The 14090-nt window shown below is 65.3% G+C and carries 14 protein-coding genes; 4 read left to right on the top strand and 10 right to left on the bottom strand.

Annotated features, from left to right (window positions below; genetic code table 11):
• Nucleotides 1-105: 105 nt before the first annotated feature.
• Entirely contained in the window at nucleotides 106-2427 is a 2322-nt protein-coding gene (locus tag ACSHT2_RS11825; RefSeq protein ID WP_440641720.1) for a molybdopterin guanine dinucleotide-containing S/N-oxide reductase, read from the bottom strand.
• Between the two features lie 462 nt (nucleotides 2428-2889).
• A complete protein-coding gene (locus tag ACSHT2_RS11830) occupies nucleotides 2890-3084 on the bottom strand; it encodes a hypothetical protein (protein ID WP_194392743.1) in 195 nt (64 codons plus the stop codon).
• Between the two features lie 86 nt (nucleotides 3085-3170).
• Here ACSHT2_RS11830 and ACSHT2_RS11835 point away from each other — a divergent pair, with 86 nt between their 5' ends.
• Nucleotides 3171-3686 (top strand): YciE/YciF ferroxidase family protein, encoded by a 516-nt coding sequence (locus ACSHT2_RS11835; protein WP_440641721.1) that lies wholly within the window; start codon nucleotides 3171-3173, stop codon nucleotides 3684-3686.
• Between the two features lie 122 nt (nucleotides 3687-3808).
• Here the strand turns inward: ACSHT2_RS11835 and ACSHT2_RS11840 are convergent, their stop codons facing one another.
• The 4 genes from ACSHT2_RS11840 to ubiT all read right to left on the bottom strand — a co-directional run bounded on the left by ACSHT2_RS11840 (nucleotide 3809) and on the right by ubiT (nucleotide 7488).
• Nucleotides 3809-4666 carry an SDR family oxidoreductase gene (locus ACSHT2_RS11840; RefSeq protein ID WP_440641722.1) on the bottom strand — a complete coding sequence of 286 codons (858 nt, stop codon included), beginning with the start codon at nucleotides 4664-4666 and terminating at the stop codon, nucleotides 3809-3811.
• 119 nt (nucleotides 4667-4785) lie between these two features.
• On the bottom strand, nucleotides 4786-5715 hold the full coding sequence (gene ubiV, locus ACSHT2_RS11845; RefSeq protein WP_440641723.1) for a ubiquinone anaerobic biosynthesis protein UbiV: 930 nt from the start codon (nucleotides 5713-5715) through the stop codon (nucleotides 4786-4788).
• A gap of 25 nt (nucleotides 5716-5740) precedes the next feature.
• Complete coding sequence (gene ubiU, locus ACSHT2_RS11850) at nucleotides 5741-6718, bottom strand: ubiquinone anaerobic biosynthesis protein UbiU (protein ID WP_440642821.1); 978 nt, start codon at nucleotides 6716-6718, stop codon at nucleotides 5741-5743.
• Nucleotides 6718-7488, bottom strand: a complete 771-nt coding sequence (ubiT, locus tag ACSHT2_RS11855) for a ubiquinone anaerobic biosynthesis accessory factor UbiT (protein ID WP_440641724.1) — start codon at nucleotides 7486-7488, stop codon at nucleotides 6718-6720. The genes ubiU and ubiT overlap by 1 nt, the downstream gene beginning before the upstream one ends.
• Between ubiT and ACSHT2_RS11860 the strand changes: the two genes are divergently transcribed.
• Together ACSHT2_RS11860 and ACSHT2_RS11865 are read left to right on the top strand one after the other, a co-directional pair.
• A complete protein-coding gene (locus ACSHT2_RS11860; protein ID WP_440641725.1) occupies nucleotides 7396-8895 on the top strand; it encodes a UbiD family decarboxylase in 1500 nt (499 codons plus the stop codon). The genes ubiT and ACSHT2_RS11860 overlap by 93 nt on opposite strands.
• Nucleotides 8892-9488, top strand: coding sequence for a UbiX family flavin prenyltransferase (locus ACSHT2_RS11865; protein ID WP_440641726.1), 597 nt, complete (start codon nucleotides 8892-8894; stop codon nucleotides 9486-9488). Before ACSHT2_RS11860 ends, ACSHT2_RS11865 begins: the two co-directional genes overlap by 4 nt.
• A gap of 37 nt (nucleotides 9489-9525) precedes the next feature.
• Here ACSHT2_RS11865 and ACSHT2_RS11870 read toward each other — a convergent pair whose 3' ends face one another.
• From ACSHT2_RS11870 to ACSHT2_RS11880, 3 genes are read right to left on the bottom strand one after another with little or no spacing between them, the layout of a single operon-like run.
• Nucleotides 9526-9849, bottom strand: a complete 324-nt coding sequence (locus ACSHT2_RS11870; RefSeq protein WP_440641727.1) for a metal-sulfur cluster assembly factor — start codon at nucleotides 9847-9849, stop codon at nucleotides 9526-9528.
• The gene (locus tag ACSHT2_RS11875; protein WP_440641728.1) at nucleotides 9846-10355 is read right to left on the bottom strand and encodes a DUF2249 domain-containing protein; all 510 of its coding nucleotides are present in this window, start codon (nucleotides 10353-10355) and stop codon (nucleotides 9846-9848) included. Before ACSHT2_RS11875 ends, ACSHT2_RS11870 begins: the two co-directional genes overlap by 4 nt.
• 12 nt (nucleotides 10356-10367) lie before the next feature.
• Nucleotides 10368-11714 carry a hypothetical protein gene (locus ACSHT2_RS11880; protein ID WP_440641729.1) on the bottom strand — a complete coding sequence of 449 codons (1347 nt, stop codon included), beginning with the start codon at nucleotides 11712-11714 and terminating at the stop codon, nucleotides 10368-10370.
• Nucleotides 11715-12067: 353 nt separating this feature from the next.
• Between ACSHT2_RS11880 and ACSHT2_RS11885 the strand changes: the two genes are divergently transcribed.
• Nucleotides 12068-13033: a DMT family transporter gene (locus ACSHT2_RS11885; RefSeq protein ID WP_440641730.1), complete on the top strand. Its 966-nt coding sequence runs from the start codon at nucleotides 12068-12070 to the stop codon at nucleotides 13031-13033.
• A gap of 113 nt (nucleotides 13034-13146) precedes the next feature.
• Here the strand turns inward: ACSHT2_RS11885 and modD are convergent, their stop codons facing one another.
• Nucleotides 13147-14064: a ModD protein gene (gene modD / locus ACSHT2_RS11890; RefSeq protein WP_440641731.1), complete on the bottom strand. Its 918-nt coding sequence runs from the start codon at nucleotides 14062-14064 to the stop codon at nucleotides 13147-13149.
• Between the last annotated feature and the right edge of the window lie 26 nt (nucleotides 14065-14090).

Below are 14090 nucleotides of genomic sequence, written 5' to 3' on the forward strand. Positions count from 1 at the left end.
TCCGGGGCACGCATCGAGGATCGAGGCGCACTGTTCCACATCGCCATCCTCAAAGTTCCACTGTCATTCCCCGCGAGAACGGGGAATCCAGCCTTGAGCCAACCGCTACACCGGATCGAACGCCCGGATCGGCGGCAGATTGCCGGTGAACTTCTCCACCTCGACGGTCGTCAACTGACCGGTGCAGCCCTGCGCCAGGGAGGAGGTGCCGATGTCGCGGGTCAGCACGTTCGGATTGCCGTGGACGCAGAGCGGCGCCTCGTCTTCGGGATCCATCGGATCGTACCAGGCGCCGGTCGGAAGCTGGACCACGCAGGGCGCGATGCCGTCGGTGACGCGGACGGCGGCAAGGCACGCGCCGCGCGCGTTGAACAGGCGAATGATGTCGCCATCCTTGATGCCGCGCGCGACCGCATCAACCGGGTTCATACGCGCGACCTCGCGGCCGCGATGTTTTGCGGCAAGCGAATGTCCGCCGAAATCGAGCTGGCTGTGCAGGCGCGTCACCGGCTGGTTGGCGACGAGGAAGCACGGCGCTCCGGGCTTGGGCGTATCGGTCTTGTCGAGCCAGACCGGATGGCCGGGACAATCCGCATCGCCATGACCTGCGATCTTGGTCGAGAAGATCTCGATCCGCCCGCTCGGCGTCGGCAGCGCGTGATTGACCGGATCCTCGCGGAAGCGGCGCAGCCGGCCACCGTCATCGGGCTGCTGGGGCACGACCAGGCTGCCGCGCGCCCAGAACTCGTCGAAGCTCGGAGCTTCGAAGCCGCGCTTGGCCAGCGAGGCGCGGGTCGGCTCGTAGAGATGTTCCAGCCACTGCCGCGACGTGCGTCCTTCGGTGAAGGGTTCGCGCGCCCCGAGGCGTTCGGCGAGATCGGCAAAGATCTCGTAGTCGTCGCGCGCGAGCCCAAACGGCTCGGCGATCCGGTGCATTGCGACCATGAGCGGATCGTTGCTGGAATAGCCGATGTCCGCGCGTTCGAGCGTCATGGTCGAGGGCAGCACGATGTCGGCGTGACGGGCTGTGGCGGTCCATGCGAGCTCGTGCACGACGAATGTTTCTACTTGCGCGAACGCCTTGCGCAAGCGGTTGATGTCCTGGTGGTGATGGAAGGGATTGCCGCCCGCCCAGTAGACCAGACGAATGTCCGGATAGGTGCGCGTCTCGCCGTTATAGCGATACGTGCTGCCGGGATTGAGCAGCATGTCGGCGATGCGCGCCACCGGGATGAAATCCGCGACACCGTTGCGGCCCTGCCCCAGCGTCGGCCCCGGCACGTCGTTGACACGGCGGCCGTAATAGCCGATCGCACCCAACGAATAGGCGTAGCCGCCGCCGGAAAGGCCGATCTGGCCGAGCGCTGCCGCCAGCACCATGCCCATCCACACCGGCTGCTCGCCATGCTCGGCGCGCTGAAGCGAATGGGAGACGGTGATGAGCGCGCGCTTCCGGGCAAGACGCCGCGCCAGCTTGCGGATCGTATCCGCCTCGACGCCGCAGATCGCGGCGGCCCATTCGGCATGCTTTGCTTGCCCATCGCTCTCGCCGGTGAGATAGCGCAGGAAGACCGGCCAGCCCTCGGTGTAGCGATCGAGGAAGGCCTGGTCGTGCAGGCTTTCGCTCACGAGCGTGTGGACGATGCCGAGCATCAGCGCAGTGTCGGTGCCGGGCACGCAGGTGATCCATTCGGCGCCGGCCTCGACCGGCAGATCGTCGCGGAGCGGGCTGACCAGGACGAACTCGCAGCCGCGCCGGCGCGCAGCCGCCATCGCGCCGCGCTCGACATGCTTGCTGATCGAGCCGCCGGCCACCATGGAATTCTTCAGCGCCATGCCGCCGAATGCCAGCACGACCTCGGTGTGATCAGCGATCTGCTCCCAGGTGACGTTGCGCTTGGTGATGTCCTCGTAGCCGGCCAGGATCTGCGGCAGCAGCACCGAGGACGCACCCGATGAATAGGAGTTGACCGATCGCACATAGCCGCCCATCGCGATGTTGAGGAAGCGATGCACCTGGCTCTGGGCGTGATGGAAGCGGCCGGCGCTCGACCAGCCATAGGAGCCACCGAACACGGCGCCCGGCCCGCGCGTGTCTCGGATGCGGCACAGCTCGTCCCCCAGGAGATCGAGCGCCTTCTCCCAGCTGACGGAGACGAACTCGTCGCGGCCGCGGCGATCGTCGGGGCCCGGGCCGCGCTCCAGCCAGCCGCGGCGGATCGCAGGCTGGGCAATGCGCGCCTGGTGGCGGAGTGCGCCGGGAAAATTGTCGATGATGCCGTTCGGATCCGGGTCGCCCGCATAGGCCCTGACCTCCAGCCCGGCCGCGCCCTGACGCGCGGAGAAGACGCCCCAATGCGAGGTGTGCGGCTTGAATCCGTCCGACAGGTCGAGACCGGGGTCGGGAAAGCCAATCGTATCGTCCATCGTCTGATCCTTGTTCCGGTACTGGCGCAATCGAGGTGGTAATATACCGATCCGCTCCGGACGTCGTCGAGATCAGCGTTGACGGAAACGCTGGCCTGCCCCGCGCAAAATCCAGCTGAAGGCGTCGCCAAGGCACCTGCGATGAGCGCAGTGCCCTGCACCAGCCGAGAGCCGAGGGACTTGCCCGAACTGCCGATTCGTGTCGCTGCGTCGGCAAGGAGAATTCGTTGCGGGGGCGATCGTCTAAAGCGCGATGCGATTAGGATGAATCGTCATCGCGCTTTAGGATGTTGTTTAAGCATGATCTTTTCGGAAAACCGCTACGCACTTTTCCGGATCATGCTTTATGTCGGCATTCGCCGGGCGCCGGAGCCCGCACAGAGCGAATGCGTCATGCTGGCGGGGCCTGGCAGCACCCGCGTGCCAATCAGGAGCTCAGGCGATCGTTCCCGCCCCACGGCGTCAGCCTGGCCGGGCCGGATGAAGCGTGCGCGGGTGCCGCTCGTGCAGCAACCGCGCGAGTTCCTCACGCTCCGTCGGGCGTCCCTTCATGGCGGTCTCGAACAGCGCTTCCTGGATGTCGCGAGGCATGTCGCCCCACACGTCCATCGCCGCGCGTCCGAGCAGGCTCGCAAGATGATCCACTCCATCGCTCATTTAGCTCTCCCGATCTGCACAGGGAATGGAACAGCGACGGCCGCACGGCGTTCCACTGCCATCATTGTGAAAGGGAGACGTCTTTTATGGGATTCTTCACCAAGGACATCAAATCGATGGAAGACCTGCTGCTGCACGGCCTGCAGGACATCTATTACGCGGAACAGCAGATCCTGAAGGCGCTGCCGAAAATGATCGAAAAGGCGACCAACAGGGACCTCGTCGCCGGGCTGAAAGCGCATCTGGAAGAGACCAACAAGCAGGTCGAACGCCTCGACAAGGTGTTCGCGAAACTCGGCAAGGAGCCGAGCGGCACTCATTGTCCGGCCATCGACGGCCTCATCGAGGAAGCCGACGAGACCGCCGGGGAGATCGAGGACAAGGCCGTGCTCGACGCCGCGATCGTCGCGAACGCACAGGCCGTGGAGCACTACGAAATGTGCCGCTACGGCACGCTGATCGCATGGGCGAAAGAGCTCGGCCACGACGACATCGTGCGCTTCCTCACGACCAATTTGAACGAGGAGAAGGCTGCCAATACCAAGCTGAACACGGTGGCCCTTCGCAAAGGCGTCAATGCCAAGGCCTCTGACGCAGCGTGATTGAGGCAGGCTGATCGAGACAGCCTGATCGAGACAGCCTGATCGAGACCGGGCGGCCCCGCTCGCGGCGCCGCCCGGTCCTTCCGACGCTTCTCATCTCCGCCGGGGACAGGCACATTCGATCAGATGAACGGCTTGCCACCGGTGACGGGCAACGTTGCTCCCGAAGTGTAGCTCGAGAGCGGATCGGCCAGCATGACATAGGCCGTCGCGAGCTCGGCCGGCTGGCCGGCGCGCTGCATCGGCACCTGCTTGCCGAAGTTCTTGACGGTTTCCTCCGGCATGGTCGATGGAATCAGCGGCGTCCAGATCGGCCCCGGGGCAACTGCATTGACCCGAATGCCCTTGCCGGCCAGCATCTGGGCGAGCCCACCGGTAAAATTCTGAATGGCTCCCTTGGTCGTGGCGTAAGCCAGCAGGCTCGGATTCGGCATGTCGGAGTTCACTGAAGCCGTGTTGATGATCGCGGCTCCCGGCCGCATGTGGGGGACAGCGGCCTTGGTCAGATAGAACATGGCATGGATGTTGGTCTCGAACGTCCGCTGCCACTCCTCGTCGCTGATATCCGCGATGTCCTTGAACGTGGCCTGATGGGCCGCGTTGTTGACCAGAATGTCAATTCCGCCGAGCTCTTCGACGGTGCAACGCACGATGGCGCGGCAGTGCTCGGGATTGCTGATATCGCCTGGGATCAAGACGACCTTGCGTCCCTCCCGTTCCACCAGCGCCTTGACCTCGGCCGCATCCTCGTCCTCGTTCAAATAGGAGACGACGATATCCGCGCCTTCACGAGCGTAGGCGATCGCCACCGCGCGGCCGATACCGCTGTCGCCGCCCGTGATGATGGCCTTCTTTCCCGCCAGACGTCCGGCGCCCTTGTAACTGTCCTCGCCATGATCCGGTCGCGGCTGCATCGCACGCGTCGAACCGGGCATCGGTTGCTGCTGCGAGGGATAAGGCGGCTTTGGATAGTCGGTCATGGACAACTCCCGGCGTTTGCTGCGCTAACGGAGCGTCGCCGAAAGTGTTCCTGGTCGTGTGCGAGCTACGGCCTCGCGCCGCGAGGCTTGCGCCGCCGCATGCAAGGACTCGCGCGCCTCTACGGCGTTGGCAGAGTTCCGATTTGCGCGTCCGCTGATTGGGCACGACGATAAACGTGCCCCGGCTCCGCCCACAGGAAACCGTTCGAGAAAGGCACACCCGGATAGGCCGCCGCGAGGCGGCGGTTGCCGCCATCGACGTCGTCGCGACCGTCCAGGACGTCGCGAAAGGTCCGGGCGACTGCGACCATGTCGCAGTCCTGCGGCGACAGGCGCAGCGAGCCGACGTTGCTGTCGCGCAATATGCCGGCATCGCCCAGCAAATTGGCGCAGGTATGAGACAGTGTCTGCACGCCGTTGACGGCCAGGAAATCCTGCTGCTCCAGCGTGTTCAGGAGCAGACCATCCGGATCCTGCTCACAGACGAAGCGGCAATTGTCCTTGGCGAGCTTGTGAAGACGCGCATGATAGCAGCGCGCGGAGATGGCGAGCGGCACCCTGCCGAACGCAAACATTTCGATCGTGACGTCGGGGACGGCTCTCGCGATCGTCGCCACCGAGGCCAGCGGCAGCTCCGGGGGCAGGCAGATGCGCCTCGCCCCGCGTGCGGCGTGAAAGGCCGCGCTCGCCTCGTTGTAGATGTTGACGAAGGGCCCGATGGCGTGCGGCCTTCCTGCGAGTGCCCTGAGACAGGTCAGATCATTCACCTCGACCAGGACACCCTCGGCCGCCGCGAGCTGTTCGGTCTGACGGCGCTCGCGCCGCAGCGAGACCAGGATCAGCGAGCCCAGCAGGACCTGCTTGCCTGCGCTCTGCAGCCGTTCGACCACGTCCGGCAGGTGGGGCGCGAAGAACGGCGAGCGCTTCGAGCAGACGATCTCGCCGACAGATACGACGTCAATCGGCGCTTCGTCGGCGATACGGAAATAGAAATCGCGCCAGCGATCAGGCGCCCAATTGTACAGAACCGGGCCGAGGCTGAGTTGCATCGCTGGACCTCACATATTCGAAGGATTAGCGCCACGTCTTGCGATAGGCGCCGAGAGTGGAGGCCTGCCCCTCGGTGAACGGCTTCAGGCTCGCAATATCCGCCTCGCGTCCGCTCTCGAGCGCCGCGAGCGCATGACGGAAATGGCGCACCACGCTTTCGACATAGGCGCGGCCGCGCTGGCGGCCCTCGATCTTGAGTGCGGTCACCCCGGCATCACGCAGGCCCTTGAGCAGCGTCGTGGCATCCAGGCTGACGGGATCCTCGAAGATGTAGCCGGTGCCCCGTGCGGTCGAGAAGCGCCCCTTGCACAGCGTCGGATAGCCCGCCGGCTCGCTCACCCCGAACCGGTTGATGGTGAAGCCGCCCAGCCTGGACGTCGTCCCCTCCGCGGTCTGTTCGTAGGCGACATGGCTTGGGGGCGAGCAAACGCCCTGCATGTTCGGCGACTTGCCGGTCGCATAGGACGACAGCGAGCAGCGTCCCTCGGCCATCACGCAGAGCCCGCCGAACACGAAGACCTCGGTCTCGCAGACCGACTCCCGGGTGATCTCGGCGATCTCCGGCACGCTCAGGACACGCGGCAGCACGACGCGCCGCGCCCCGAACGCCTCGGCGTAAAAGGCGATGGCATCCGGATTCGCGGCCGCGGCCTGAACCGAGACGTGCAGCCGCTGGTTCGGATGGCGCCTCGCTGCGTAGTCCATCAATCCGATATCGGCGAGGATCAGCGCATCGGCACCGGCACTCACCGCATCGTCCACCGCGCGCTGCCAGATGTCGACGGCGGAGGCGCGCGGGAAGGTATTGATGGCCACCAGGATCTTCGCGCCGCGGCCATGCGCCAGCGCGATGCCCTTGCGCAGCTCGTCGCGACTGAAATTCAGCCCCGGAAAATTGCGTGCATTGGTCTCATCGTTGAAGCCGCAATAGACCGCGTCGGCGCCGGCCTCGATGGCGCTCTTCAACGCCGCCGGCGTCCCGGCAGGACAGATCAGCTCCATCATCTCCATTGCTCGCTTTGCTGCGATGAGCCGATCACGCGGCCGCGGGCGGCCTCGAAGGCGCGCCGCGCCGGCGCGCCCAGCGGGCCAAACAGCGAGGACAGCTCGGCGGCAAGATCGAGCTGGGCGTCGTCGATCGCATTGCGCAGCGCGAGCACAGCCTCGACGTTGCCCTCGACGACGAGCTCGCGCGAAAACATCAAGGCATCGCCATCGACCCGGCCTTCGAGCAGAGCCAGGAGATTGGCGAGCGAGGCCGAGATCCGCGCATCCAGACTTCGCGGCAGGTCGCGCACGACGGACAGGCGCGGCGGCCTGGCCTCGACCACGAAGGCAAACGGCAGATCGATGGGCTTGATGCCGAACCGCGCCCGCGCGTGGTCGCCGAGCCGCTCGAACATCGCCGGGTTGTGCAGATGGATCCGCTGCAGGACGGCGGTGAGAACGAGCTGCAGTGGCAACAGCGGCAGCGGACGCATGGCAAGTGCGAGGAGCGGCGGAATCGTCGGCAACGGGCCGGGCGATGCGGCGGACGGATCATTCATGGCCACACCTCTGGACGGAATGCACGCCGCTGTATTTGAGCCGGAACAATGAACCCCGAAATCAACCCGGCTAGCTCTGGTCTTTTTGAGGAGCTGGTTCAGTTGCAACGTGATGTACCCCGCTTTCGCGGCTTGTCCGACTTCCTGCACTTCGTCGAAAGCCGGGGCCAGTTGCGACGCATTCGCGAGAGGGTCTCGGTCGTCCACGAGATCACGGAAATCCACCGGCGCGTGCTCGAGGCACACGGACCGGCACTATTGTTCGAGCAGCCCGTCAAGGCCGACGGTGGTCCGTCGGACATGCCGCTCCTCACCAATCTGTTCGGAACGATGGAGCGGATCGCATGGGGAATGGGCATCGTGCCCGATCGCCTCGAAGAGCTTGGCGCGCTGATGGCCGAACTACGCGCGCCGCGGCCCCCGAAAGGCATCAGGGATGCCTTCAACAAGCTCCCGCTCGCTCGCGCCGCGCTGGCGACGCGCCCACGCACGCGCGCGGCGGCGCCGGTCCAGGACTCCGTCACGATGGGGCCGGATATCGATCTCGCAAAGCTGCCGATACAGATCTGCTGGCCCGGCGAGCCGGCGCCGTTGATCACCTGGCCGCTCGTGATCACCGTACCGCCTGACTCCGCGACGGCTGACCAGGACGAAAATGTCGGCGTCTATCGCATGCAGGTGCTCGGTCGCGACCGCGCCATCATCCGCTGGCTCGCGCATCGCGGCGGCGCCCGCCATCACCAGCAATGGAAGGCTATCGGACGCGACATGCCGGTCGCGATCGTCATTGGAGCCGACCCCGCCACGATCCTCGCCGCAGTGATGCCGCTGCCCGAGACGCTGTCCGAGCTGCGCTTCGCCGGAATCCTGCGCGGCGAACGGCCCGACCTGGCGCCATGCCTCACCGTCCCGCTCGCGGTACCCGCCGAGGCCGAGATCGTCATCGAAGGCTTCGTCTCCGCGACCGAAACCGCGCCCGAAGGACCATATGGCGATCACACCGGGTACTACAATTCCGTCGAGGCATTTCCCGTAATGCACGTGACGGCGATCACCAGCCGAAGCCAGCCCGTCTACCTCTCGACCTTCACGGGCCGGCCGCCGGACGAGCCGTCGCGGATCGGCGAGGCGCTCAACCGCCTGTTCGTGCCGCTGATCCGTCAGCAATTCCCCGAAGTGACGGATTGCTGGCTGCCGCCGGAGGCCTGCTCCTACCGCATCGCGGTTGCGGCGATCAGAAAGCGCTATCCCGGCCAGGCGCGGCGGCTGATGCTGGGCCTGTGGTCGATGCTGCCGCAATTCAGCTACACAAAACTCCTGATCGTGGTCGACGAGGACATCGACATCCGCGACTGGCGTGCCGTGATGTGGGCCGTCTCCACGCGCAGCGACTCCTCGCGCGATCTCGTCACACTCACAGACACGCCGATCGACTATCTCGACTTCGCCTCGCCGAAATCGGGCCTCGGCGGCAAGCTCGGCATCGACGCCACCACGAAGATTCCCCCGGAGACGGATCGGGACTGGGGCGTTCCCCTGGCCATGGATCCTGCCGTAGCCGCGCGTGTCGATGCGATGTGGCCGAGCCTTGGCCTTTCCGGCGCGCCCGCGCGCGCTCCGGTCCTCACATGAGCGGGCGGCAAGGCATCGTCGTCGGCATCACCGGCGCCTCGGGCGCTGCGATCGGCGTTCGCGTCGTCGAACGGCTGGCGGACAATCCGCACTACGCAGTGCACCTCGTGGTTTCGCCCGCGGCAGAGCGTACGCTGAACGAAGAAGTTGGCGTCGGTGCGCTGGCGCGGCTGCGTGCCATCGCCTTCCGCTGCCATCCTCATTCCGACGTCGGCGCCTCGATCGCCAGCGGCTCCTATCCGATCGCGGGCATGATCGTGGCGCCGTGCTCGATCCGTACGCTCTCGGCCATCGCCTGGGGACAGCTCGACGACCTTCTGACGCGCACCGCCGACGTGCAGCTCAAGGAGCGGCGCCGGCTGGTGTTGCTGGTTCGCGAGAGCCCGCTGCATCTCGGGCATCTACGAGCGATGCTGCAGGCGACCGAGATCGGCGCGATCATTGCCCCGCCGATGCCGGCGTTCTACCTGAGACCACAGTCGCTGGACGAGGTGATCGATCAGATCGCCGCCCGGGCGATCAACCTGCTCGACCTGACAAATCTTCGCACACCGGCAAAAGTCTGGTCCGGCTCCAGCCCCGACGGCGCGTAGCCAGCGGAACGGTTTCGGTCAAAGCCGCCTCAAGGGATCAATTCACCTCGGCAAAGCCGAGCGCCGCCTTTACGCCCGGCGAGATCATCCAGGGCTGCCAGGGCGGCTCGAACGTCATGGTGACGTCGACCGATTCCACACCCGGAACGAGACCCGCGCTGTTGGCAACGCCCTCCTTGAGAAAGGAGGCGGCAGGACAACCTCGCGTCGTCGCCGTCATCGTAATGTGCGCGACGCCATCATCGACCGATACATCGTAGACAAAGCCCAGATCTACGATGTTGTGTCCGAGTTCCGGATCGATCACGACCTTCAGCGCTTGCCTTATCTGGGCCACGAGATCGTCGTCGCCGGCAGTCATGCGCGTACCCTTACCGTCAGTTGATAGGCGTCCCTCTGCGGTGTGAAGCCGCCGCGCCACTGATGGCCGCGCCTGGTCAGCTCCCGAAACAGGAACACCGGTTCACGACTGAGCAAAGCGGAGAGCGTCTGCCCAGGCGCAAGTTGCTCCATCGAGGCCAGAATCCGAACCATCGGCTCCGGCGGATCGAGGTCGCGGTTGTCGAGATGGACGGCAGGCTCCGGCCAATCGCTGTCGCTCGTCGCAGCGGGCGCTGGTTCGGCCGCTGCGAACGAGCCGTCGTCCGGCATGAACCGGATCTCCCATTCGCCGCCTTCGAGCTCGGCTTCGCGATGCGCGAAGCCCTTGCTCGCCATGACGTCAAACAAAGGAACCGGCCTGAAGGGGGCAAAGAGCCGCAGGCCTTCGCCAGGCTCCAGCCGCGCCAGCGCGGCCATGATGATCGAGAACGGCTCGCCGCCTGCACGCAGGATCGGCCGAACGTCGACGTCGATGAATTCGGTCATTGCAGTCTCCTCTCAGTTTCGCGAGACCAGAAGACGGGGCACGACTGCTCCCGCCGGCAGGCGCAACGGCTCCGCCACATCCGCAAGCCGCCTGGCCCTGACGAGCTCCTCAGCGAGGCCAAGTGTCGCAAGCGTCACGACGGCGACGGCCATGCGGAAGCCGAGTGCCGCATCCAGCAACAGCATCAACGTGGCTGCCCAGGTCCCGGCAAAGAACAGGCCGAACCATTTCGACGCGCGGCGTTCCGCGACGAGATCCTGTACGCGCGGCGTCGGCGCTCTGCCCATCACCGGACCGTAGGTCTCGAGCCAGGTCAGGAACGGGACGATCTTGTAGAGATTGGCGAGCACGAGGCCAGTGAGCCAGCCGAACGCGACGAGAAAGGCCAGCGCTCCGGCATGCGACTGTAAAGAACCGATCGCAACAAACGCGGCGCCAAGGATTGCGACTGCGATGAGGCTCCCCAGCGAAAGCAGGCTCATGCGCGTGTTGAGCTCGAGCGCGCGGCGTTTGCGGGTCCTGTACAAGCCGAGCACGTCACGGCCATAAGCGGCCAGCGATAGCAGGGCCGCAGCTCCAGCAAGCAGAAGCACCAAATTCAGTCCGGTCGCGCGCCAGAGTGCAAGCACGCCACCGACGAAGGTAACCGCTAGCGCGGCGGCTCCGCCACGCCGGGCAAGCCGACCCAGCTTCGCATCGCCATCGGGCGCGAGCATGAACATCGCAAGCAGGCGATAGCTGACGCCCATGGCCGTGAACGTCAGCCATCCGCCAAGCCCCGCAATCGCGTGGATCGGAACGCCCGATACCAGCAGGTCCGGCCACAGTGCACCGACGGCCGTCCCGGACAGCACCAGAGAGAACATGCCGCCGAATGCCGCCGTGACACAGATACAGGCAAGCCCGACTGCGACGAACCGCGCAGGCTCCGGCAGCGGTCGGGCCGACCAGAGCGTCATGCCGAGATTGGCAACGACCAATGCGAAACCGGCCATCAGCAGGCCCGCGCCGGCCGGAAGCAGCCAGCGCGGCCCGTCGAAGTGGCCGCCCAGAGCCAGAAAGCCTGCGAGCAGGACAATCAGCCCGAGCGTAAGCAGCGCGAGGGCCGGCAGCGTCCAGCGCTCCGCATAGAGCGGCTTTGCGACCAGCACCGGCACGAACTGAAACAGCGCGCCGCACAAGACCATGCTCAACCAGCCGATGCAAACCATGTGGACGATGACGAGCGTGTCCGGCCCGCCGATGTCGTCGTGTGGAAAGCCGAACCCGGCAACCATCATAACTTCCGCGAGCAGGAGCCACACGACTGCGAGCGCGAAGTAGCTGACGGTCCATCTACAGAGGCTGGTTCCGATCACCGGCTTGCTTCCCATCGCCTGCACGCAATTCCGTGCCAGCGCTCGAAAAAGGTAGGCAGCTGCAGCCACAACCTCTTTGTCGAGGCGCAAACTCCTCTCCTTTCTCTACCCGCCCCGACCAGAGTTTGATGCCCTTCGGGTTCTCGCGAATGCCGGCTCGCCCGGTCTGACGTGCAAGCGGCAGGCGCCGTGCTTCGCGGTGGATACATTGGTCATGGCAGGGAACGCGGGTCGAATTGCCCTTCACTGGGTCGGCGGAGGTGCAGAGCGGATTGCCGAACTCTCGGCTAGAGAATCCCCCGAGGGCCGATCACCATGGCGTCATCTTTGATGACCATGTTGCGGAGAGCATTTTGAAACTCACAGGTGCTTTAAGTGCGCAAAGAAATCTCAAGCGATCGGACACCGGCTTGACTCCTGCAGCCAAATCGAACGAGCGGATTCTCGGACTCCTGAGCGCAGCCGGCGTGTTCTGCATCTGGTCCGCCTTTCTCGTCTTCTCGAGGGCCGGCATGCAATCCGGCCTGACACCCTTCGACTTGACGGCGCTTCGGTTCATGGTCGCCGGCGCCCTGGTTCTTCCGTTCGCCAAGGCCTGGTGGCCGCGCCACCTGCCGCTGCACGCAATCCTGTCGATATCAGTTTTTGGCCCCGGCGCGCTCTACAACATTTTGATGTACTTCGGGCTGAAGGGCTCGTCGGCAGCATACGGGGGAGCGTTCGCCAACGGTTCGTTACCGATCTTCACCATTTTGCTGGGTTTGTTTTTCGCACGACGTGTGCCGTCCTGGCGGCAACTCATCGCAGTTCTCATCCTGCTCGTCGGCGCAGTCCTCATTGGCGTTCCAGGCATGCGCGCCGGCGGCAATAGTGTGGCATCGGCCATCGCGTTCTTCCTCGCGGCGTCAGCTGTGCTCTCGATCTATGTGATGGGCGTGAAGCACTGGCAGGTCGAGGCGCGCCAGGCGCTGGTTCTGGTCAGCGTGCCGAACGCGTTGCTTTTCCTGCCGGTCTGGTTTTTCTTTCTTCCCTCCACCATCCAGGATGCGCCGTGGTCCACGATACTGCTTCAGGCCGCCTTCCAGGGCTTGGGTCCCGGTTTCCTGGCGGTCATCCTGTTCTCCATTCCCGCGAGGATTCTCGGGCCAACGCCGTCGGCCGGACTGGCTGCGGCGGTACCGGCAAGTGCAACGCTGTTGGCGATACCGGTGCTTGCGGAGATTCCAACCGCCATCGAGTGGATCGGCATCGCGATTGTCACTGCCGGGCTCGTTCTGCTTCTCGGAGGCCAACCCGAAACCAAGAGCCTGTCCAAATAGCGGCGACGATGCGGGAGACGCCCGATTCCCTTGGGCCATGAATCGCGTTAGAACCGAGGCAGAGAAGATCGTCGACGGTTTGCGACCGAGGTCTCGATCTCATGCAGCTCCTGCTACGTCGACGCCGGAACGGCTGCACGCATTTTGGGACTTAGCCGCGCGTTGAGCGTGCTGTCGTCGGCTGTCGCAATTCGCACCTGCACGTCCCTCGGCTTCGCCAGATAGGGTGAGGACGTGACCAGGACATCGGCGCCGGCCTCTGCATAGGCCGCGGCATTTGCCGCATTGACGCCACCGGCGGCGGCGATGATCGGCCGAACGCGCGTATAGGCCATGGATGCCATGCGCTTGACCAATGCAGCTATCTCGGCTGGCGAGAACTTCTCGGCTTGAATCACGTCGAAACCGGCCACCGCCGCGGCAAGTGCGGCATCGGCGGTCTTCACCTCGATCACGAGCTTCTTCTCCGGCGCCGCCCGGCGCAGCCGCTCGACCGCTTGAAACAGCGGCAACTCGCCGAGAAAGACGCGGTGCTCGGGAAACACCAGCACGGTCTCGGACAGGCCGAGCCGGTGCATCACGGCGCCGCCCGCCTTCACGGCCGCAACCGCAAAGCGCTTGGTACCCGGCACGTTCTTGCGCGTGCAGGCGACCGGGATATGAGGTGCGACCGCCCTCGCCGCATCGACGATGGCGCGGGTCTCGCTGGCCACACCGGACCAGATCTCGATCAAGGTCTGCGCCATCTTCCAGCTCCGCAGCAGGCCCGCGGCCGGACCGCGCGCCTGAAGGATAGGGGCGCCCTGCTCCAACGCCGCGCCGGATGCGGCGAACGGTTCCACCTCGCAGCCGGCGAGCGTGATGATCGCGGCGGCATCCTCGGCGAGCGCCAGCACCATGGGCGCACGCGCGGCGAACTTCATCACGCCGATGGCCCCGCCGATCCCGAGCGCCTCGGTGGTGAGATCGCCGTACGGGACGTCGTCCTCCAGCAGGCGTTCCAGTTCGGCGCGTGATGCGACGGTTGCCATGTCGTGCTTCCCTTCATTGGTGTCGA

This window comes from Bradyrhizobium sp. PUT101, assembly GCF_052043945.1.
In the GTDB taxonomy this organism is placed as follows: Bacteria; Pseudomonadota; Alphaproteobacteria; order Rhizobiales; family Xanthobacteraceae; genus Bradyrhizobium.

Bases quoted from the DNA above. Each gene is read 5' to 3' on its own strand.
- ACSHT2_RS11865 (WP_440641726.1), top strand. From the start codon at position 8,892: ATGAGCGGGCGGCAAGGCATCGTCGTCGGCATCACCGGCGCCTCGGGC.
- ubiV (WP_440641723.1), bottom strand. From the start codon at position 5,715: ATGCAACTCAGCCTCGGCCCGGTTCTGTACAATTGGGCGCCTGATCGC.
- ubiU (WP_440642821.1), bottom strand. From the start codon at position 6,718: ATGGAGCTGATCTGTCCTGCCGGGACGCCGGCGGCGTTGAAGAGCGCC.
- ACSHT2_RS11840 (WP_440641722.1), bottom strand. From the start codon at position 4,666: ATGACCGACTATCCAAAGCCGCCTTATCCCTCGCAGCAGCAACCGATG.
- ACSHT2_RS11825 (WP_440641720.1), bottom strand. From the start codon at position 2,427: ATGGACGATACGATTGGCTTTCCCGACCCCGGTCTCGACCTGTCGGAC.
- ACSHT2_RS11835 (WP_440641721.1), top strand. From the start codon at position 3,171: ATGGGATTCTTCACCAAGGACATCAAATCGATGGAAGACCTGCTGCTG.
- ACSHT2_RS11870 (WP_440641727.1), bottom strand. From the start codon at position 9,849: ATGACTGCCGGCGACGACGATCTCGTGGCCCAGATAAGGCAAGCGCTG.
- modD (WP_440641731.1), bottom strand. From the start codon at position 14,064: ATGGCAACCGTCGCATCACGCGCCGAACTGGAACGCCTGCTGGAGGAC.
- ACSHT2_RS11875 (WP_440641728.1), bottom strand. From the start codon at position 10,355: ATGACCGAATTCATCGACGTCGACGTTCGGCCGATCCTGCGTGCAGGC.
- ACSHT2_RS11830 (WP_194392743.1), bottom strand. From the start codon at position 3,084: ATGAGCGATGGAGTGGATCATCTTGCGAGCCTGCTCGGACGCGCGGCG.